A 17,727-nucleotide genomic window follows, 5' to 3' on the forward strand; every position below is an offset into this window, starting at 1 on the left:
GCGGCGACGTTGCCCCAAACCTCTGACGAGCAGGAAGTTCCCTCTCTCGCCGGTAGATGATGACGGCCCGCGCCCCATGAGCCTGGGGCGCGGGCCGACTACACGCTGATACTGGAATTAGCGCTGCCACGAATCGAGGGAGACGCTCGGACCGTTATTGAGGTAGCTGATCAGGGCCTCCTTGGTGGTGGAGACGAATTCCTCCGGCACAGCACCAGTGCCGACCCAGGCGACTTCCGAATGCTTGGCCGGCTCCCCGTTCGCAAGATCGCCGGCCCAACGGTGAGCGGCGAAAACGACGGTCAGGAAGCCGTTGGGCGCCTCAACTCCTTGGGCCCCGTGGATCACGTGGGCAAGACGCAGGTCCTCGGCAGCGACGACGAGCCCGGTCTCCTCCTTGAGTTCGCGCACCGCTGTCTCGGTGACCGGTTCGCCTGGTTCGCTCTTACCGACAGGCAGATCCCACAGGCCTTGAGCGAACTTGGCCTTGGGTCCTCGGCGCAGGAGGACGACCCGCTGGGCTTCGACGTCGTGGACGATGACAGCGGCGACCAACAGGGTCATCGACTCCATAGCGGGCTTGAGAGTGGCGGTCTGATCGGCGGTCGGCTGAGCCACGTCAACGGGTCCTTCCTGTGGTGCGGCTGTCATGTCAGTGCCTCGCGTGCGCGGCGCTCCAAGTCGACGGCTCCTGGGACACCGCGTCTACGGTAGATCGCCAAGCAAGGACGGATCGAGGAGACCGCTTTTCTCGTCCGATCCGAGGTCATGCCGGCCATGAGGTCAAGCGCGCGTCCCCATGTTGCGACTGCCTCGTCCGCTCGGGCTTGCGCGGCCAAGCTGTCCCCGAGGTCCGCGTAGGTGAGGGCATGCACGCGCTTGTACTTCGTGGCGTCCCAACGAATCAGCGCGGCACGGTGCTGCTGCTCGGTTCCCGCATGGTCTCCGAGGTCAGTGAGAGTACGGGCCGTGTGACTGGCGACGGTGCCGGCCACCGGCCCGCTGACGAGCGAGAAGCCGGCCTGCGAATCGCCGTCACGGGTAAGGGCGTTCTCGGCGGCGAGGAGCGCTCTGGCCGCAGCGGGCTTGTCCCGGACGGCGGCGAAAGCACGGGCGTGGGTGATATGGAGGAGCGCTTCGGTCTTTCCGTCCACACGACCGACGCTTCGGGCCAACGCGTTCTCGATCAATGCCACACAGTGGTGGGGCTGCTTGAGGCTGAGCGCCTGGTGGGCGAGGGCGCGCATCATCCATCCGGCGTGACCATGGGGATCCGCCTCCACGGCGAGCTGGTAACCGACCTGGTAGTAGTGCTGAGCCGCGCCCTCCTGGCCGAGATCGTGGTGCTTCCACCCGGCGAGGTAGGCAAGTTCGGCCACGGCACCGAAGGCTCGGCACCGCGTGTTTTCGTCAGGGAAGCGGCCGTTGAGCATCGGGGCCGCTGTGTCAGCCAGGTAGGCGCTCACGGTGGTCAGCCCGTGCCCGCCGCCGAGTCGCTCGTCTGCCTCGCTGAACACGGCAGTGATCTGTCGAACGACCTCGACCTCCTCAGCACCGACACGAGCCTTGCCGGTCCGAGCCCGCATCAGACGCGAGATCGGCTCGGGGTCGTAGAGCAACGGCATGGCCACACCGGCGGTGGTGAATGCGGCCACGGCCAGAAAGCTTCGACGCTCGACATCCGCGCGGCCGAGATCGGCGGCAGCCTCGACCGGATCACCACTCACCGCCAAGGCCTCTTCCGGGGTGGCGAAACCGATTTCGGCCAAGGTGATCCGCCACCCGAGGCGGCGGGACAGCGCCTCGGCGATGTACTGACCGACCTGCCCTGCCGGCTGCGCGCCGTTGACCCAGTGGGCGACGGCGGACTTGTTGGTGAGCAGCGTGTCACCGTTCTCCGCACCGATGCGCCGTACGGCACCGGCTAACGCCTCGTAGGTCCATCTGCCGGCTGAAATCGCCTCTCTGAGGCGGTGATTGGGCTCCCTGCGTGTGGCCACGATCGATCCCCTGAGGTGGAGGAGCTGTAAACCGCGTAAACCACTCTACGTGCTGGAACGCCTACCGATCGTGCCGTTGGGTCGGTTCACTGAATTCGAGCTTCCAGAGGTGCTGAGCTCTCACCGCCTCATCGATCAACGCCCCCGTGCTGGAGAACTGATGAACACCGACGAGTGCGCTGTGCTCCCGATGTCGAAGACCCGGGAGGTGCAACCGACGACAGCCGCGGTGCGATCCGCTCGGCGGTGGGTGGTGCACGCGGCCCGGTCCTTGCGCGGACTCCTCTCCGAGAAGTCGCTGCGGGAGGTCGAACTGTGTGCCGCCGAGGTGATCGCCAACGCTGTTGAGCACACCGGAGACCGCTGCCGGGTCACGGTCCAGTGGGTCGGCGGAAGGCTCCGGGTCGAGGTCGAGGATTCGAGTCCGCGCCTGCTGGAGCGGAGCGCTGTCGACGACCTGGCTACCGGCGGCCGCGGTCTCCTCCTGGTCGAGGCGCTGTCGCACGCATGGGGCTGGCACCCCGCGGACGAGGGCAAGGTGGTGTGGTTCGAGACCGTGCCCGACCTGATCGTCCCGGGGGACGCGAGGCTCGCCGAACTCGCCTCCACTACCCGTCTTCGCGCCTTGGAAGGTCGCGCGGTGACCACTCCCACCATGGCGCCTCGGTACGAGATCCGCCTGATCGACGTCCGCAGCCCCCACTTCGTCTCGCTGGAGTGCTGGGGGATCCATGACCGCGAGCAGCACGGGTACGTGCGCGTCCCGGGTTCCTCCGACCGGATCAGGCGCTTCTACACCGAGTCGGCCGCCCAGGCACACCTGCAAGTTCTGCTGACGGGTTCCGACCCCCTCGCGGCCCGACGCATCCGACCCATCAACGTCTGAATCAACCGAGTGAAGGGTGGCCACGATGCACGATCTGATCGCGAGTCCGTTCCTCAACAGCTTCGTTCTGTTGCGCCCGGGCCGGCTGGAGGGCATCAAGCTGCCCGAACGACGGTTCCGGGAGCTGGAACGCGCCCGAGACTCCGGGGCCACCCTCCCGTTCTGGCTCACGGATGCCGCCCGCGCCCGATGGAACGTCGAGCTGTCGGTCCGGCTGACGAGCGAGGCCGTCCTGGTCCGCGACACGTCGATGTTCGGGCACAGCCGTGCGAGCTGGGAGATCAACCTCGGATGCGATCTCGACTGTGAGCACTGTTACCTCGGGCAGAAGCGGTTCGCCGGCCTGGACGGGAAAGGCAAGCGCCGTCTGCTGCTGACCCTGCGGGACGCCGGAATCCTCTGGCTCCAGATCACCGGGGGCGAGGCACTGATCGACCCCCACTTCGCCGCCTCATGCCGGCTCGCGCACGACCTGGGGATGATGACCGAGGTCCTGACGAACGGCACCCGGCTCTCGAACCCTGACATCCTGGCTGCGCTCAACGCCGGTAGGCCGTACAGGGTCACCGTCTCCCTCTACGGGGCGACCGCTGAGACATACGACTCGTTCACCCGTCGTCGAGGCGCCTTCAAACGGGTCACGGCCGGACTGGCCGCTGGGATCGCGGCCGGGCTTCCCCTGCAACTGGCGTTGATCGTCACCGCGCAGAACGCGCACGAGCACGAGCAGATGCTCGCAATGGCGGACGAACTCGGCCTTCCCGCAAGGAATACACCCACATGTCGCCCACGATCTACGGCGGCGCCGAATCACTCGCCTCCCAGTCGCCCGCTCACCTGAAGCCACTCGCACGGTTCACGGGCTGCAACGCCGGACACACGTTCTTGCACGTCGACCCGCACGGGCAGGCGTCGATCTGCAAGGTCGGCCGGGACGAGCAGATCGACCTCATGACCGAAGGCCTGCAAGGCCTTGGCCGGCTCGGCGGAATCGCCGACCGCCTCATGCTTCGCACGGGTGGCTGCGCCGGCTGCCAGCTCTCCGACAATTGTTCGGTTTGCCGGCCGCTGGCCAAGCGCTACCAGGAGGCGAAGGCACCACTGAACACCTACTGCCGGCACGGACAGAAGGGAAACACCACATGACCGCTGTCATGATCGAGATGACCGCCACCCGCCGCGAGAACGACGACGAGACGTTGGGGTTCATCGACGACATGGAGGACTTCGGCACTGACGCCCTCCCCGGGTGCAGCGACGACAACCCGTACCGCTGAGGTAGGACCCCGGAGGCCGACGGCTGTTCCGCCGTCGGCCTCCGGGCTGGCTCTGGGAGCCTGGGCACGTGACCACCACCCGCTTCGACTGGGCGGACCTGCCTGACGCGGTACACCAGGCCGTCCACGCCCACCTCCGCTCGCCGGTCCTCACCTCGGAGACCGTCTCCGCCGGATTCAACTCCGAGATCGCCGCCAAGCTCACCACGGACAAGGGCACCGTCTTCGTCAAAGGGATGCGGTTGAGCCACCCACGTGTGTGGACGCAGCAACGTGAGGCGGAGATCAACCGGTACGTGAAGGGCCTCGCACCCCCGCTGTTGTGGCACCTGGAGGTGGACGGCTGGAGCCTCGTCGCGTTCGAGTACGTCGAGGCCCGCCACGCCGACTATCGGGCAACCGGGGACTTGAAGCTGATGGTCGACGCCCTCGGCCGGCTCGGTCGCACCCCGTGCCCGCCGGTCGAACTCCGTCGCGCCGAGCAGCGCTGGGCCGCCTACGTGGACGACCCAGGGGTGCTGTCGCGATTCGCCGGCGGTTCCCTGCTGCACACCGACCTGAACAACGAGAACGTGCTGGTCCAAGACGACCGCGCCCTGCTGATCGATTGGGCATGGGCCACCCGTGGAGCGCCCTGGATCGACCCGGCCCTGTGGGTCATCTGGCTGATCGCCGCGGGTGGCCACGGCCCGGCTGCCGCAGAGGCCTGGGCTGCCGAAGTTCCGGCCTGGGAGACCGGCGATCCGGCCGTGGTGGACGCCTTCGCGCAGGCGCAGGCCCGCTTGTGGGCCGACATCGCCGGAGAGAGCCCGGACCCGTGGACCGCCGGCCTGGCTCAAGCGGCTCAGCGCTGGGCCCTCTTCCGGAAACGTCGGTGACGCCGCCGAACCGAGCCGCCGTGCAGTCGTTCGTTCCCCGCTTCCGACGCACGAACCCGTCCGTCCCTGACGCACCGAACACCCGGGTCAGTCGTGTCCCGGCTGCGGATGTCAGTGCCCGGGTGCAGACTCGCAGGTGGCCGGGGCGGGGGCGTGCGCGCGTCCGACGGAACTGTTCCGGCCCAACCCGGTCACTCTGCGTCGAAGGGGCACCACTCCATGCTCACCACCGACTTCCCCACCGGCTCCCCCTGCTGGGTCGACCTCGGCAGCCCGGACATCCCCGCGACCGCCGAGTTCTACGGCAAGGTCTTCGGCTGGACCTTCCAGGAGGTTCCCGAGGCCGGCGGCTACGGCTTCTTCCAGTTGAACGGCAGGACCGTCGGCGCCCTCGGCAACCTGGACGAGGGCGCCCGGTCCGCCTGGACGACGTACTTCCGCTGCGCGGACGTGGACGCCACCGTGAACGCCGCGGAGAAGGCCGGTGCGACCGTCCGGGTGCCGCCGATGGACGTCATGCGGGCGGGCCGGTTCGCCGCGCTCACCGATCCGCAGGGCGCCGAGTTCGCCGTGTGGGAGGCGGGCGACACCAAGGGGCTGGACGTCGTCTCCGAGGACGACGCGCTGGTCTGGTCCGAGCTGCACACCTCGGACCAGGACGGCGCCTTCGAGTTCTACCGGCGGCTGTTCTCCTGGCGGGTGGAGCACTTCGAGCCGTCCCCGGGCATGAGCTACCGGGTGGTCTCCACCGCCGAGGGCGACCAGCAGGAGACCAGCTTCGGCGGTATCGCCCCGACGATGTCCCCGGAGCAGCCCTCGGCCTGGACGCCGTACTTCGCCGCCGCCGACGTGGACGCGGTGATCGCCAAGGCCACGGCGGCCGGCGGTTCGGTGCTGATGCCGGCCTCGGACGTGGAGAACGTCGGCCGGCTGGCCTGGCTGGCGGACCCGAACGGCGCCCCGTTCGCCCTGATCAAGGGCGAGCCGCGCGAGTCCTGAGCGGGAGTCCTGGACACGAGTCCGGATACGCGAAGGGCCCGCGGTTCGAGGAACCGCGGGCCCACGCGTACGAACGCGGCTCACCGCACCGGGTGGCCGGCCTCCCGCAGCGCGTCCTTGACCTGGCCGATCCGCAGGTCCCCGAAGTGGAAGACGCTGGCGGCCAGCACCGCGTCGGCGCCCGCCTCGACGGCCGGGGCGAAGTCGGCGAGCTTGCCGGCCCCGCCGGAGGCGATCACCGGCACCGAGACGGCCTTGCGCACGGCCCGGATCATGTCCAGGTCGTAGCCGTCCTTGGTGCCGTCCGCGTCCATCGAGTTGAGCAGGATCTCGCCGGCGCCCAGCTCGGCCGCGCGGCCCGCCCATTCGACGGCGTCCAGGCCGGTGCCCTGGCGGCCGCCGTGCGTGGTGACCTCGAAGCCGGACTCGGTCTCGACGCCGTCGGGGCAGCGCCGGGCGTCGACCGAGAGCACCAGCACCTGCCGGCCGAACCGCCGGGCGATCTCCCGGACCAGCTCCGGCCGGGCGATGGCGGCGGTGTTGACGCCGACCTTGTCGGCACCGGCCCGCAGCAGCTTGTCGACGTCCTCGACGGCGCGGATGCCGCCGCCGACGGTGAGCGGGATGAAGACCTGCTCGGCGGTGCGGCGGACCACGTCGTAGGTGGTCTCCCGGTCGCCGGAGGAGGCGGTGATGTCGAGGAAGGTGAGCTCGTCGGCGCCCTCGGCGTCGTAGAGCTTGGCCATCTCGACCGGGTCGCCGGCGTCGCGCAGGTTCTGGAAGTTGACGCCCTTGACCACCCGCCCGGCGTCGACGTCCAGGCAGGGGATGACACGTACGGCGAGGGTCACGGCTGTTTGCCTTCCGGGGCTTCCAGGGTCTTTGCCAGCCCGGAGCGGTAGGCGTCGAGCTCGACCTCGACCATCATCCGGGAGTCGATCAGTCCCTCGACCACCACCATGGTGGCCACCGGGCGTGCGGCGTCGAAGAGTTCGTGGTGGGCGCGGCCCACCTCCTCGGCGTCGCGGACGTGGGTGATGTACATCCGGGTGCGGACCACGTCGTCCGCCGTCAGACCGTACGCGGCCAGGGCCTTGAGCCCGACGCCGAACGCGGCGAGGGTCTGCCGGTACGGGTCGCCCTCGTGCTCGATCCGGCCGTCCACCCAGGCGGTGGAGCCGGCCACGTGCACGTGGTCGCCCGCGGCGACGGCCCGGGAGTAGCCGAACTCGTCCTCCCAGGGGGAGAATCCACTGATCCGGCCACGCACGATCCGACCATCCGTCATCCTGAAACCGCCTCCAGGGCCTCTTCGAGGGTGAACTTCTGCTCGTAGAGTGCCTTGCCCACGATGGCGCCCTCGACACCCTCGCCGACGAGCGTGGCGATGGCGCGCAGGTCGTCCAGCGAGGAGACGCCGCCGGAGGCGACGACCGGGCGGTCGGTGGCGGCGCAGACGTCGCGCAGCAGCTGCAGGTTGGGGCCGGTCAGGGTGCCGTCGCGGTTGACGTCGGTGACGACGTAGCGGGCGCAGCCTTCCTGGTTCAGGCGCTCCAGCACGTCGAAGAGCTGGCCGCCGTCGCGGGTCCAGCCGCGGCCGCGCAGGGTGGTGCCGACCACGTCCAGGCCGACGGCGATCTTGTCGCCGTGCTCGGCGATGGCCTTGGCGACCCACTCGGGGGCCTCCAGGGCGGCGGTGCCGAGGTTGACCCGGGTGCAGCCGGTGGCCAGCGCGCGGGCGAGCGACTCGTCGTCGCGGATGCCGCCGGACAGCTCGACCTTGATGTCCAGCTGTCCGGTGACCTCGCGCAGCAGCTCGTAGTTGCTGCCCGTTCCGAAGGCAGCGTCCAGGTCGACCAGGTGCAGCCACTCGGCGCCGGCGTTCTGCCAGGCGAGGGCGGCGGCCAGCGGTTCGCCGAAGGAGGTCTCGGTGCCGGAGGCGCCCTTGACCAGGCGGACGGCCTGACCGTCGCGGACGTCGACGGCGGGCAGCAGTTCAAGGCTCATCAGATCCAGCTCTCAGACAGTCAGAGGGTGTTGACCCAGTTGGTCAGCAGGGCGGCGCCGGCGTCGCCGGACTTCTCGGGGTGGAACTGGGTGGCCCACAGCGGGCCGTTCTCGATGGCGGCGACGAACGGCTGCCCGTGCGTGGCCCAGGTGACCAGCGGCGGGTTGATCCGGGCGCTGTGGGTCTCCAGCTCCCAGTGCCGCACGCCGTAGGAGTGCACGAAGTAGAAGCGGGTCTCCGGGTCGAGGCCGGCGAACATCCGGCTACCCTCGGGCACGTCCACGGTGTTCCAGCCCATGTGCGGGACGACCGGGGCCTCCAGCGGTTCGACGACGCCCGGCCACTCGTCGCAGCCGGGGGTCTCCACGCCGTGCTCGACCCCCTTCTCGAAGAGGATCTGCATGCCGACGCAGATGCCCATGACGGGGCGGCCCCCGGCGAGCCGGCGGCCGATGATCCAGTCCCCGCGGACCGACTTCAGCCCGCGCATGCAGGCCTCGAAGGCGCCGACGCCGGGGACGAGCAGGCCGTCCGCGGCCATCGCGGTGTCGTAGTCGGAGCTGACCGTGACGTTCGCCCCGGTCCGTTCCAGGGCGCGCTGCGCGGAGCGGAGGTTGCCGGAGCCGTAGTCGAGGACGACGACGTTCTTGCCCATGTTCAGGTGTCCAGTCTCTCTACAGGGCCAGGCGGGTCTACGGGGCCGGGCGGTCTACCGGCCAGGCGGGTCTACAGGCGCAGGAGGCCGGAGGCCAGGCACATCACGGAACCGAAGGCCAGCACCAGGATGACGCTCTTGGAGTGCTTCTGCTTCCAGAAGGAGATCACCCCGCCGGCCAGGAAGAGGCCGACGAAGATGAGGATCATCGCGGTGTTGTTCACAGCGCACCCTTGGTCGAGGGGAGGATGCCGGCCGCACGCGGGTCGCGCTCGGCGGCGTAGCGCAGCGCCCGGGCCAGCGCCTTGAACTGGCACTCCACGATGTGGTGCGCGTTGCGCCCGTACGGCACGTGGACGTGCAGCGCGATCTGCGCCTGGGCCACGAAGGACTCCAGGATGTGCCGGGTCATCGTGGTGTCGTAGGCGCCGATCATCGGCGCCATGCCCTCGGGCTCGGTGTGCACCAGGTAGGGCCGGCCGGAGAGGTCCACGGTGACCTGGGCGAGCGACTCGTCCAGCGGCACCGTGCAGTTGCCGAAGCGGTAGATGCCGACCTTGTCGCCGAGCGCCTGCTTGAAGGCGGCGCCGAGCGCGAGGGCGGTGTCCTCGATGGTGTGGTGGGTGTCGATGTGCAGGTCGCCGTCGGTCTTGACGGTGAGGTCGAACAGACCGTGCCGGCCGAGCTGGTCGAGCATGTGGTCGTAGAACCCGACGCCGGTGGAGATGTCGGTCTTGCCGGTGCCGTCGAGGTCTATCTCGACCAGGACGGAGGTCTCCTTGGTGGTGCGCTCGACGCGTCCGATGCGGGACATGGGGGGTTACAGCTCCTTGATCACTGTGCGGACGGCGTCCAGGAAGGCGTCGTTCTCGGTGGGGGTGCCGGCGGTGACGCGCAGCCATCCGGGCACGCCGTTGTCGCGGACCAGGACGCCCTGGTCGAGGATGGCCCGCCAGACGGCGTGGGTGTCGGCGAAGCGGCCGAACTGGACGAAGTTGGCGTCCGAGTCGGTCACCTCCAGTCCCATCGCCCGCAGCGCGTCGACCAGCCGGTCGCGTTCCTCCTTGAGCCGGCCGACGTAGCCGAGCAGGGTGTCCGTGTGCTCCAGGCAGGCCAGCGCGGTGGCCTGGGTGACGGCGGACAGGTGGTACGGCAGGCGGACCAGCTGGACGGCGTCCACCACCGCCCGGTCGGCGGCCAGGTAGCCCAGGCGCAGTCCGGCGGCGCCGAAGGCCTTGGACATGGTGCGGGTGACCACCAGGTTGGGGCGGCCCTCGATCAGCGGCAGCAGCGAGTCGCGGTGCGAGAACTCGACGTACGCCTCGTCGACGACCACCAGGCTGGGCCGGGCGGCCTGCGCGGCCTCGTACAGCCGCAGCACGGTGTCGGCCGCGACGGCGGTGCCGGTCGGGTTGTTCGGCGAGCAGACGAAGACCACGTTGGGCCGGTGCTCGGCGATCTCGGCGACCGCGGCGTCGACGTCGATGGTGAAGTCGTCGTTGCGCGGGCCGGAGATCCAGGCGGTGCCGGTGCCCCGGGAGATCAGCGCGTGCATCGAGTACGAGGGCTCGAAGCCGAGCGCGCTGCGGCCGGGGCCGCCGAAGGTCTGCAGCAGCTGCTGGAGCACCTCGTTGGAGCCGTTGGCGGCCCACACCTGCTCGCGTACGACCGGGAAGCCGGTGGTGCGGGTCAGGTACGCGGCGAGGCCCTCGCGCAGTTCGACCGCGTCCCGGTCGGGGTAGCGGTTCAGCCCCCGGGCGGCCTCGGCGACGCGCTCGGCGATCCGGGCCACCAGCTCCTCGGGCAGCGGGTACGGGTTCTCGTTGGTGTTGAGCTGGACGGGCACGTCCAGCTGGGGCGCGCCGTACGGGGACTGGCCGCGCAGCTCGTCCCGGATGGGCAGGTCGTCGATGCGAGTCACAGCGGTCACGAGCCGGGAACCGTCCAATCGAACCGAGCCTTGACGGCGTCACCGTGACCGGGCAGGTCCTCGGCGTTCGCCAGGTTGACGACGTGCGCGGCGATGTCGGCCAGCGCCTCCCGGTCGTACTCGACGACCTGGACGCCGCGCAGGAAGGTCTGCACGGAGAGCCCGGAGGAGTGGCAGGCGCAGCCGCCGGTGGGCAGCACGTGGTTGGAGCCGGCCGCGTAGTCGCCCAGCGAGACCGGGGTCCAGCGGCCGATGAAGACCGCGCCGGCGTTGACGACGCGGGCCGCCACCGCGTGCGGGTCGCGGGTCTGGATCTCCAGGTGCTCGGCCGCGTAGGCGTTGACCACGGCGAGGCCCTGGGTGAGGTCGTCGACCAGGATGATGCCGGACTGCTTGCCGCCCAGCGCCTCGGCGACCCGCTCGCTGTGCTTGGTCCGGGCGACCTGGACGGCCAGTTCGGCCTCGACCGCGTCGGCCAGCGCCGGGGAGTCGGTGACCAGCACCGAGCCGGAGGTCGGGCCGTGCTCGGCCTGGCTGATCAGGTCGGCGGCGACGTCGGAGGGCAGCGCGGTGTCGTCGGCGAGGACGGCGATCTCGGTCGGACCGGCCTCGGAGTCGATGCCGACCCGGCCGGCGAACAGCCGCTTGGCGGCCGCCACGTAGATGTTGCCGGGGCCGGTGACCATGTTCACCGGCGCGCACTCCTCGGTGCCCAGCGCGAACATCGCCACCGCCTGGCCGCCGCCGACGGAGTACACCTCGTCCACGCCGAGCAGCGCGCAGGCCGCCAGGATCGTCGGGTGGACCCGGCCCCCGAACTCCTTCTGCGGGGGCGAGCTGACCGCGATGCCCCGGACGCCCGCCTCCTGGGCCGGCACCACGTTCATCACCACGGAGGACGGGTAGACCGCCAGCCCGCCCGGCACGTACAGGCCGACCCGCTCGACCGGCACCCAGCGCTGGGTGACGGTGCCGCCCGGCACCACCTGGGTGGTGTGCCCGGTGCGGCGCTGGTCCGCGTGCACGGTGCGGGCCCGGCGGATCGACTCCTCCAGCGCGGCGCGCACCTTCGGGTCGAGCGTCTCCAGGGCCTCGGTGAGCTGCTCGGCCGGCACCCGGGTGGACTCCAGGCGGACGCCGTCGAAGCGTTCGGTGATCTCGATCAGCGCCGCGACCCCGCGATGGCGTACGTCCTCGGCGATCGGCCGCACCTTCTCCAGGGCGGCCGCGACGTCGAAGTCGGCACGGGGCAGCAGGTCACGCGGGTCGTCGAGCGAGCCGCGGAGGTCGATTCGAGAGATCACGCCACCCAGTGTAAGGAGTGGCCGGAATCGCTGGTCCCGCATTTCAGTCCGTGATACGAAAGGCGAGACGACCGGGGGGACGGGGGAAACGATGGCGGAGCGTGCTCCGGAAGACTGGAGCGACACCGAGCGGGAGCTCTGGGAGGCCTACCGCCAGGGGGAGATCCTCGACCTGCGCAGCGGCGAGGCCGACACCGACGACCCCTTCGGCGACGCCGTCTGGGAGCCCCGGCGGACCGTCCGGGCCGAGGTGCTGGCCCACCTCCTGCTGGTCGGCCCGAAGCCCGAGCCCGGGCGGGTCGCCTCGCTGCGGGTCAGCGGCGTCCTGGTCACCGGCGCGCTCAACCTGGCCGGTGCCGCCATCGGCGACTACGTCGAGCTGCACGACTGCCGCTTCGAACGCAAGATCCTCATCTCCGAGGCGGCCGCCTCCACGCTGCGCTTCGTGAACTGCCTGGTCCCCCGTCTGGAGGCCTCCCGGCTCTCCACCACCGGCGACCTCCACCTCGCCCGCTGCCGCGTCCCCGACGGCATCCGGCTCACCGACGCCAGGATCGGCACCGACCTGCTGCTCAACCAGACCGTCGTCGGCGCCGACCGCCACGGCCGCGCCGTCTCCGCCGACGGGATCACCGTCAACCAGGACTTCGAGGCCGAACGCCTGGAGACCGCGGGCGAGTTGAGCGTACGCACGGCCCGGATAGGCGGCCGGCTCTCGCTCCGCGGCGCCCAGCTGAACGCCGACCGGGAGCACAACCGCACCTGCCTCAACGCCGTCCGGATCACCGTCGGCCACACCCTCTACCTGACCGGCTCCGCCGACCGCGGCTGGGTCGGCTCCCGCGGCTACTACGGGTCCGGCTACGGCGAGCACCCGCCGCCGGACGGCCCCGTCACCCCGTTCCGCGCCTTCGGCCGGGTGCGGCTGTCCGACAGCCGCTTCGACGGCGCCTGCCTGATCTCCGGGGAATTCCACCTGGAGGGTGACGACGAACTCTCGCTGCGCCGCATCCACACCCCCGAGCTGCGCTTCACCTGCAAGTTCCGCCCCACCGGCACCGTCTCGCTCTCCCGGGCCCGGGTCGGCAACCTGGTCGACGCGCCCGACGCCTGGCCGCTCGGCAAGCACCTGGGCCTCACCGGCTTCGTGTACGAGAACCTGCGCCCGATGAGGGCCTTCCCGCTCCAGGACCGGATCGCCTGGCTGGAGGGCTCCTCCGTCGACTTCCAGCCCGAGTCGTACGAGCAGCTGGCCGCCGCCCTGCGCCGCGACGGCGCCGACGACGACGCCCGCGAGGTGCTGTACGCCAAGCAGCGCCGGCGCCGCGCGACCCTGCCGCTGCCCGCCCGGGTCTGGGGCGCCGTCCAGGACGCCACCGTCGGCTACGGCTACCGCCCGGGCCGGGCGGGCCTGTGGCTGCTGCTCGCCTGGGTGCTCGGCAGCGTCTGGTTCGCCACCCACCCGCTGGAGCCGCTCAAGGCCGACGAGCGCCCGCACTGGAGCCCGGTGCTCTACACCCTCAACCAGCTGCTGCCGATCGTGGACCTCAACCAGGGCGGCTGGAACCCGGGCGGCCTCAGCCAGTGGATCTCCGCCTCGCTGGTGATCATCGGCTGGCTGCTCGCCTCGACCGTCGTCGCCGGGGCCACACGGATGCTCCAGCGCGGCTGATGGTCGACCGCGCGACAAGGCGCCCGTCCGGGGAACTACGCTGTCCGCCGTGACAGAACGGCTGCCGCTCTTCCCGCTGAACACCGTGCTCTACCCGGGCCTGGTGCTGCCCCTGAACGTCTTCGAGGAGCGCTACCGCCGTCTCGTCGCCGACCTGCTCGAACAGTCCGAGGACGCCCCCCGGCGCTTCGGCGTGCTCGCGATCAAGGACGGCCGCGAGGTCGCCCCGGTCCGGGCCGAGGACGGCCCCGCCGGGCCGCTCGACGGCCTCGGCACCGTCACCGGGGACCCGCTGGAGGCGATCTTCCCCGTCGGCTGCGTCGCCGACGTCGCCTCCGTCGAGCAGCAGCCGGACGGCCGCTACGAGCTCCTGGTCACCGGCACCACCCGGTTCGCCCTGCGCGCGGTGGACGCCTCCGGTCCGTACCTGACCGGCGAGATCGAGACGATCGAGGAACGCCCCGGCGAAGGCTCCGGCGTCCTGGCCGCCGAAGTCGAGCGGGCGTTCCGGGTCTACCAGAAGCGCCTCGCCGGCGCCCGCGAGGCCAGCACCGTCGGCCGCCAGGACCTCCCCGACGACCCGCAGGTGCTCTCCTACCTGGTCGCGGCCGCCTCGGTGTTCGAGACCCCGGTCAAACAGCGGCTGCTCGCCTGCCCGGACACCGCCCAGCGGCTGCGCGCCGAACTCGACCTGCTGCGCCGCGAGACCGCCGTCCTCAGCTGGCTGCCCTCGCTGCCCGCCGTCGACCTCACCCGCCAGTCCTTCAGCCCCAACTGACCCAGGACAGCAAGGACACCCAGGACCCCCGTATGGCCAAGAAGAGCAGGAAGGGCGGCCAGGGCACACCGGCCACCGTCGCCCTGGAAACCGCCGCCGTCGCCTTCACCGTGCACGCCTACGACCACGACCCGGCCGCCGCCTCGTACGGCGGCGAGGCGGCCGAGGTCCTCGGCGTGCCCGCCGAGCGCGTCTTCAAGACCCTGGTGGCCGACGTGGACGGCACCCTCACCGTCGGCGTCGTCCCGGTCGCCGGCCAGCTCGACCTCAAGGCCCTCGCCGCCGCGGTCGGCGGCAAGCGCGCCGCCATGGCCGACCCGGCCGCGGCCGAACGCAGCAGCGGCTACGTGCTCGGCGGCATCTCCCCGCTGGGCCAGCGCCGGCCCCTGCGCACCGTCGTCGACGCCAGCGCGCTCACCCACCCCACCGTCTACGTGTCGGCCGGGCGCCGGGGCCTCGAAGTGGAACTCGCCCCCGCCGACCTGATCGCCCTCACCGACGCCCGCACCGCCCCGATCGCCCGCTGAGCCCGCTGAGCCCGCTCAGCCCGCCGAGCCCACTGCGCCCGCTGAGCCCCCTGAGCCCGCTGACGGAAGCGGCGCCCGGGAACGCCGCAGGGCGGGGGCCCGGCCCGTCCCCGGACCGCCGACCCTCCGCCCTGCCACCGAAACTCAGACCCGGTCCTCCGGAGCCGCCGGGCTCACCGGAGCAGCCGGAGCCGCCGGCGGAGCGACCGGAGCCCCCCAGTACGGCGGCGGGTCCTCCTCCCGCTTCCCGACCGCCGCCGACAGCGCGAGCAGCACCACCATCGCCGCCATCGGCCAGACCAGCAGCGCCCCCATCGCCCCCAGGTCGATGCCCGCGTCGAAGTGCCCGCCGTTGCCGACCCGCCGGGCCTCGCCGATCAGGTCGTTGCCCGGGCCGAGCCACCGGCCGATCCGCCAGGCGCCCATCGAGCCGAGCAGGCCGCCGACCGTGAGCCCCAGCGCGACCGCGATGCCGCCGCCGCGCCGCCGGGTGACCAGGAAGGCCCCGAGCGCGGTCAGGATCCCGGCGCCCAGGCCGATGAGCACGAACACCGCGTCGGCCCCGGCCCGCTGCTCGCCCTCGGGGTCGACGTAGAGGATCCGGTCCCCGTCCACGACCAGCGGCACCTTCGGCGCCAGCCACGCCCAGAGCGCGGCCATCACCAGTCCGGCGACCAGGCAGGCCAGGACGACCCCGGCGCCGAGCCGCAGCTCCGGCAGCAGCCGCTGCACCGGCGTCTCCCCCGCCGCCCCGGCCGGGTCGGCGGCGACGGGCGCGGTCTCCGGCGGCGGCGCGTACGGGTCGGGCACGGCGTCGGACACGGCGTCGGACACGGCGTCGGCCGAAGCCGCCCGCACATCGGTGTGCGCGGGATCCGGAGGTGTGTTCGGTACGGTCACAGGCCCCATCGTTTCACGACGCCCTCCGGAACGGCCCCACCACCCGGGCGGGCTTCAGCGAGCGACCGCCCTCCGGTACGCCCAGGTGGCCACGCCCAGTGACAGCACGCCCACCCCGGCGCACACCCCGAGGTCCGCGAGCACCATCGCCCAGTCCGGGTCCGGCGCGAACGTCCGCGCGAAGGCCTCGACCCCGTACGTGGAGGGCAGCAGGTCCCGCAGCCACAGCACGGGCTGCGGCAGGTGGTCGACGGGCAGCACGCCGAGCAGCAGGGCGGCGGACATGCCGAGCTGCCCCAGCATCGTCGCGATCTCCTGCCGCGGCGCCAGCAGCCCGCAGGCCGCCCCCAGCCCGGCCAGCGCGGCTCCGGCCAGCGGCACGACCGCCAGCAGGACCCACAGCTGCCCGAGCGGCAGTCCGAACATGACCGCCCCGACGGCCGCCGTGACGACCGTCCCGGGCAGCGTGAAGGAGGCGTACGCGGCGGCCGCCCCCAGCACCACCGAGGCGGCCGGCACCGGCAGCGTCGCGTAGTGGTCGAGGCCACCGGTGGCCCGCAGCTTGCCGAAGTACTGGGCGAGCAGGTTCAGCGCGACGAAGGCCACCACCAGCACGCTGGACCCGGCCACCACCGACCGCGCCGCCGAGGACTGTCCGGCCTCCACGACGCCCCGCATCATCACCAGGATGCCGAGCGACTGGAAGGTGGCGACGAACAGCAGCGGGATCCGCGCCACCCTCGCCCGGGCGAGCTGGGCCCGGTACACGGCGGCCAGCGAGGGCAGCAGCCGGGCCGCGGGGGCGAGCGGGGCGGGCCCGCCGGTCGGCCGGTCGGTGCGCGGCGGCGCCGAGAGCAGGGTCACTTGGCCAGTCCTCCGTGGCGGCCGCCCAGCTTGAGGTAGGCGTCCTCAAGGCTGGGGGTGGCGAGGGTGAAGTCGTCGAGGGCGGCGAAGGCCGGGCCGGTGGTGACGGCGGCGACCAGCTCGCGGGCCTGCTCGGGGGTGGTGCGGACGGTCCAGCGGCGCCCGGTGCACTCGGCCCGCTCGCGCAGCGCGGCGACGGCGGGCACGCCGACCGGCGCCTCGTCGCGCCAGACCAGGTCGAGCCGGACGTCGCCGTCCACCAGCGCCTTCAGCCCGCCGGGCGTGTCGCAGGCGATCACCCGGCCGTCGTCGACCACGGCGACCCGGTCGAGCACGGTCTCCGCCTCGATCACGTTGTGGGTGACCAGCAGCACGGTCGTCCCGTGCTCGGCCCGCCGCCGGTCGACGGCGCGCCACACGGCCCGCCGGGCGACGGGGTCCATACCGGTGGTCGGCTCGTCCAGGACGAGCAGCGGCCGGTCCCCCACCAGGGTGGCCGCGAAGCAGGCGAGCCGCCGCTGGCCGCCGGACAGCTTGGCGAGCGGCCGGTGCGCGATGGCCGTCAGCCCGAGCTCCTCCAGGACGTCCGCGGCGGTGCTCCGGGCCTGTGCCCGGCCGAGCCCGCGCAGCCGTCCGGTGGTCTCGGCGGCGAGCGCGACGGTCAGCTCGTCCAGCGCGGTGGATTCCTGCCCGAGGTACCCGAGCAGCCGGGCGGCCCGCTCGGGGTGCCGCACGATGTCGTGGCCGAGCAGTTCGACGGTTCCCGAGTCGGGGCGCAGCAGCCCGGTGAGCTGGCGCACCAGCGTCGACTTGCCGGCGCCGTTCGGGCCGAGCAGCCCGAAGACCTCGCCCCGCCGGACGGTGAGGCTGATCCCGTCGTTGGCGCGGATCTCGGTGGCGGCCGCGCCGCGCCCGCTGCGATACGTCCTGGTCAGGTCGCGCACGACGACGCACGGCGGGGTTTCGTCGGGTGCTCGCCCGGCCGTCTCACTCACGACCGAAGACTCTACGCGCTCATACGGGCGAACCGGACAACGGGTCGGTCGCCC

Annotated in this window: 22 protein-coding genes; 9 read left to right on the forward strand and 13 right to left on the reverse strand. The window is 71.8% G+C overall.

Translation table 11 applies throughout. The annotated features are described in order from the left end of the window. Positions 1-117 precede the first annotated feature (117 nt). Together IE332_RS09495 and IE332_RS09500 are read right to left on the reverse strand one after the other, a co-directional pair. Positions 118-618 (reverse strand): NUDIX domain-containing protein, encoded by a 501-nt coding sequence (locus IE332_RS09495; RefSeq protein WP_189915010.1) that lies wholly within the window; start codon positions 616-618, stop codon positions 118-120. A gap of 29 nt (positions 619-647) precedes the next feature. Continuing rightward, positions 648-2,000, reverse strand: coding sequence for an NsdA family TPR-like regulatory protein (locus tag IE332_RS09500; protein ID WP_189915011.1), 1,353 nt, complete (start codon positions 1,998-2,000; stop codon positions 648-650). Positions 2,001-2,160: 160 nt separating this feature from the next. Here IE332_RS09500 and IE332_RS09505 point away from each other — a divergent pair, with 160 nt between their 5' ends. The 6 genes from IE332_RS09505 to IE332_RS09520 all read left to right on the forward strand — a co-directional run bounded on the left by IE332_RS09505 (position 2,161) and on the right by IE332_RS09520 (position 6,040). After that, entirely contained in the window at positions 2,161-2,886 is a 726-nt protein-coding gene (locus tag IE332_RS09505) for an ATP-binding protein (RefSeq protein ID WP_189915012.1), read from the forward strand. 25 nt (positions 2,887-2,911) lie between these two features. Further along, positions 2,912-3,727 carry a radical SAM protein gene (locus IE332_RS09510; RefSeq protein WP_308437541.1) on the forward strand — a complete coding sequence of 272 codons (816 nt, stop codon included), beginning with the start codon at positions 2,912-2,914 and terminating at the stop codon, positions 3,725-3,727. Continuing rightward, a complete protein-coding gene (locus IE332_RS42195) occupies positions 3,667-4,032 on the forward strand; it encodes a hypothetical protein (RefSeq protein ID WP_308437542.1) in 366 nt (121 codons plus the stop codon). The genes IE332_RS09510 and IE332_RS42195 overlap by 61 nt, the downstream gene beginning before the upstream one ends. Beyond that, positions 4,029-4,163 (forward strand): hypothetical protein, encoded by a 135-nt coding sequence (locus tag IE332_RS41840; RefSeq protein ID WP_268256547.1) that lies wholly within the window; start codon positions 4,029-4,031, stop codon positions 4,161-4,163. Before IE332_RS42195 ends, IE332_RS41840 begins: the two co-directional genes overlap by 4 nt. A gap of 68 nt (positions 4,164-4,231) precedes the next feature. After that, a complete protein-coding gene (locus tag IE332_RS09515; protein WP_189915013.1) occupies positions 4,232-5,041 on the forward strand; it encodes a protein kinase family protein in 810 nt (269 codons plus the stop codon). A 219-nt stretch (positions 5,042-5,260) separates the two neighbouring features. Next, positions 5,261-6,040 (forward strand): VOC family protein, encoded by a 780-nt coding sequence (locus IE332_RS09520; RefSeq protein WP_189915014.1) that lies wholly within the window; start codon positions 5,261-5,263, stop codon positions 6,038-6,040. Between the two features lie 80 nt (positions 6,041-6,120). On the opposite strand, the gene hisF is transcribed toward IE332_RS09520, so the two are convergent. The 8 genes from hisF to hisD form a co-directional block, all read right to left on the reverse strand. Then, entirely contained in the window at positions 6,121-6,891 is a 771-nt protein-coding gene (gene hisF, locus IE332_RS09525; RefSeq protein ID WP_189915015.1) for an imidazole glycerol phosphate synthase subunit HisF, read from the reverse strand. Continuing rightward, complete coding sequence (locus IE332_RS09530) at positions 6,888-7,328, reverse strand: RidA family protein (RefSeq protein WP_189915016.1); 441 nt, start codon at positions 7,326-7,328, stop codon at positions 6,888-6,890. Before IE332_RS09530 ends, hisF begins: the two co-directional genes overlap by 4 nt. Continuing rightward, positions 7,325-8,050: a bifunctional 1-(5-phosphoribosyl)-5-((5-phosphoribosylamino)methylideneamino)imidazole-4-carboxamide isomerase/phosphoribosylanthranilate isomerase PriA gene (gene priA, locus IE332_RS09535; protein ID WP_189915403.1), complete on the reverse strand. Its 726-nt coding sequence runs from the start codon at positions 8,048-8,050 to the stop codon at positions 7,325-7,327. Before priA ends, IE332_RS09530 begins: the two co-directional genes overlap by 4 nt. A 17-nt stretch (positions 8,051-8,067) precedes the next feature. Beyond that, a complete protein-coding gene (gene hisH, locus IE332_RS09540; RefSeq protein ID WP_189915017.1) occupies positions 8,068-8,703 on the reverse strand; it encodes an imidazole glycerol phosphate synthase subunit HisH in 636 nt (211 codons plus the stop codon). Between the two features lie 71 nt (positions 8,704-8,774). Beyond that, positions 8,775-8,927 (reverse strand): CG2302 family histidine operon protein, encoded by a 153-nt coding sequence (locus IE332_RS40840; protein WP_229928467.1) that lies wholly within the window; start codon positions 8,925-8,927, stop codon positions 8,775-8,777. Continuing rightward, positions 8,924-9,517 carry an imidazoleglycerol-phosphate dehydratase HisB gene (gene hisB / locus IE332_RS09550; RefSeq protein ID WP_189915019.1) on the reverse strand — a complete coding sequence of 198 codons (594 nt, stop codon included), beginning with the start codon at positions 9,515-9,517 and terminating at the stop codon, positions 8,924-8,926. Before hisB ends, IE332_RS40840 begins: the two co-directional genes overlap by 4 nt. A gap of 6 nt (positions 9,518-9,523) precedes the next feature. Beyond that, a complete protein-coding gene (locus tag IE332_RS09555) occupies positions 9,524-10,624 on the reverse strand; it encodes a histidinol-phosphate transaminase (RefSeq protein WP_189915405.1) in 1,101 nt (366 codons plus the stop codon). 5 nt (positions 10,625-10,629) lie between these two features. Further along, complete coding sequence (hisD, locus tag IE332_RS09560) at positions 10,630-11,937, reverse strand: histidinol dehydrogenase (RefSeq protein WP_189915020.1); 1,308 nt, start codon at positions 11,935-11,937, stop codon at positions 10,630-10,632. Positions 11,938-12,028: 91 nt separating this feature from the next. Here hisD and IE332_RS09565 point away from each other — a divergent pair, with 91 nt between their 5' ends. The 3 genes from IE332_RS09565 to ybaK are packed head-to-tail and all read left to right on the forward strand — an operon-like array spanning position 12,029 to position 14,914. Further along, positions 12,029-13,609, forward strand: coding sequence for an oxidoreductase (locus tag IE332_RS09565; protein ID WP_189915021.1), 1,581 nt, complete (start codon positions 12,029-12,031; stop codon positions 13,607-13,609). Between the two features lie 49 nt (positions 13,610-13,658). Further along, positions 13,659-14,387, forward strand: a complete 729-nt coding sequence (locus IE332_RS09570) for an LON peptidase substrate-binding domain-containing protein (protein WP_229928468.1) — start codon at positions 13,659-13,661, stop codon at positions 14,385-14,387. Positions 14,388-14,419: 32 nt separating this feature from the next. Continuing rightward, positions 14,420-14,914, forward strand: coding sequence for a Cys-tRNA(Pro) deacylase (ybaK, locus tag IE332_RS09575; RefSeq protein ID WP_189915022.1), 495 nt, complete (start codon positions 14,420-14,422; stop codon positions 14,912-14,914). Positions 14,915-15,058: 144 nt separating this feature from the next. On the opposite strand, the gene IE332_RS41845 is transcribed toward ybaK, so the two are convergent. The 3 genes from IE332_RS41845 to IE332_RS09590 are packed head-to-tail and all read right to left on the reverse strand — an operon-like array spanning position 15,059 to position 17,673. Continuing rightward, the gene (locus IE332_RS41845; protein ID WP_189915023.1) at positions 15,059-15,814 is read right to left on the reverse strand and encodes a hypothetical protein; all 756 of its coding nucleotides are present in this window, start codon (positions 15,812-15,814) and stop codon (positions 15,059-15,061) included. 54 nt (positions 15,815-15,868) lie between these two features. Next, on the reverse strand, positions 15,869-16,678 hold the full coding sequence (locus tag IE332_RS09585) for an ABC transporter permease (protein WP_189915024.1): 810 nt from the start codon (positions 16,676-16,678) through the stop codon (positions 15,869-15,871). Continuing rightward, the gene (locus IE332_RS09590) at positions 16,675-17,673 is read right to left on the reverse strand and encodes an ABC transporter ATP-binding protein (protein ID WP_189915025.1); all 999 of its coding nucleotides are present in this window, start codon (positions 17,671-17,673) and stop codon (positions 16,675-16,677) included. Before IE332_RS09590 ends, IE332_RS09585 begins: the two co-directional genes overlap by 4 nt. Positions 17,674-17,727 lie beyond the last annotated feature (54 nt).

Origin of the sequence: Kitasatospora xanthocidica (assembly GCF_014656195.1) — a bacterium.
Lineage (GTDB): Bacteria > Actinomycetota > Actinomycetes > Streptomycetales > Streptomycetaceae > Kitasatospora > Kitasatospora xanthocidica.

What these genes read in the sequence shown, in the direction of transcription:
- IE332_RS09565 (WP_189915021.1), top strand. Translation starts at nt 12,029, where the DNA reads ATGGCGGAGCGTGCTCCGGAAGACTGGAGCGACACCGAGCGGGAGCTC.
- IE332_RS09530 (WP_189915016.1), bottom strand. Translation starts at nt 7,328, where the DNA reads ATGACGGATGGTCGGATCGTGCGTGGCCGGATCAGTGGATTCTCCCCC.
- IE332_RS09505 (WP_189915012.1), top strand. Translation starts at nt 2,161, where the DNA reads ATGAACACCGACGAGTGCGCTGTGCTCCCGATGTCGAAGACCCGGGAG.
- IE332_RS42195 (WP_308437542.1), top strand. Translation starts at nt 3,667, where the DNA reads ATGTCGCCCACGATCTACGGCGGCGCCGAATCACTCGCCTCCCAGTCG.
- IE332_RS09510 (WP_308437541.1), top strand. Translation starts at nt 2,912, where the DNA reads ATGCACGATCTGATCGCGAGTCCGTTCCTCAACAGCTTCGTTCTGTTG.
- IE332_RS41840 (WP_268256547.1), top strand. Translation starts at nt 4,029, where the DNA reads ATGACCGCTGTCATGATCGAGATGACCGCCACCCGCCGCGAGAACGAC.
- hisB (WP_189915019.1), bottom strand. Translation starts at nt 9,517, where the DNA reads ATGTCCCGCATCGGACGCGTCGAGCGCACCACCAAGGAGACCTCCGTC.
- IE332_RS09520 (WP_189915014.1), top strand. Translation starts at nt 5,261, where the DNA reads ATGCTCACCACCGACTTCCCCACCGGCTCCCCCTGCTGGGTCGACCTC.
- hisH (WP_189915017.1), bottom strand. Translation starts at nt 8,703, where the DNA reads ATGGGCAAGAACGTCGTCGTCCTCGACTACGGCTCCGGCAACCTCCGC.
- ybaK (WP_189915022.1), top strand. Translation starts at nt 14,420, where the DNA reads ATGGCCAAGAAGAGCAGGAAGGGCGGCCAGGGCACACCGGCCACCGTC.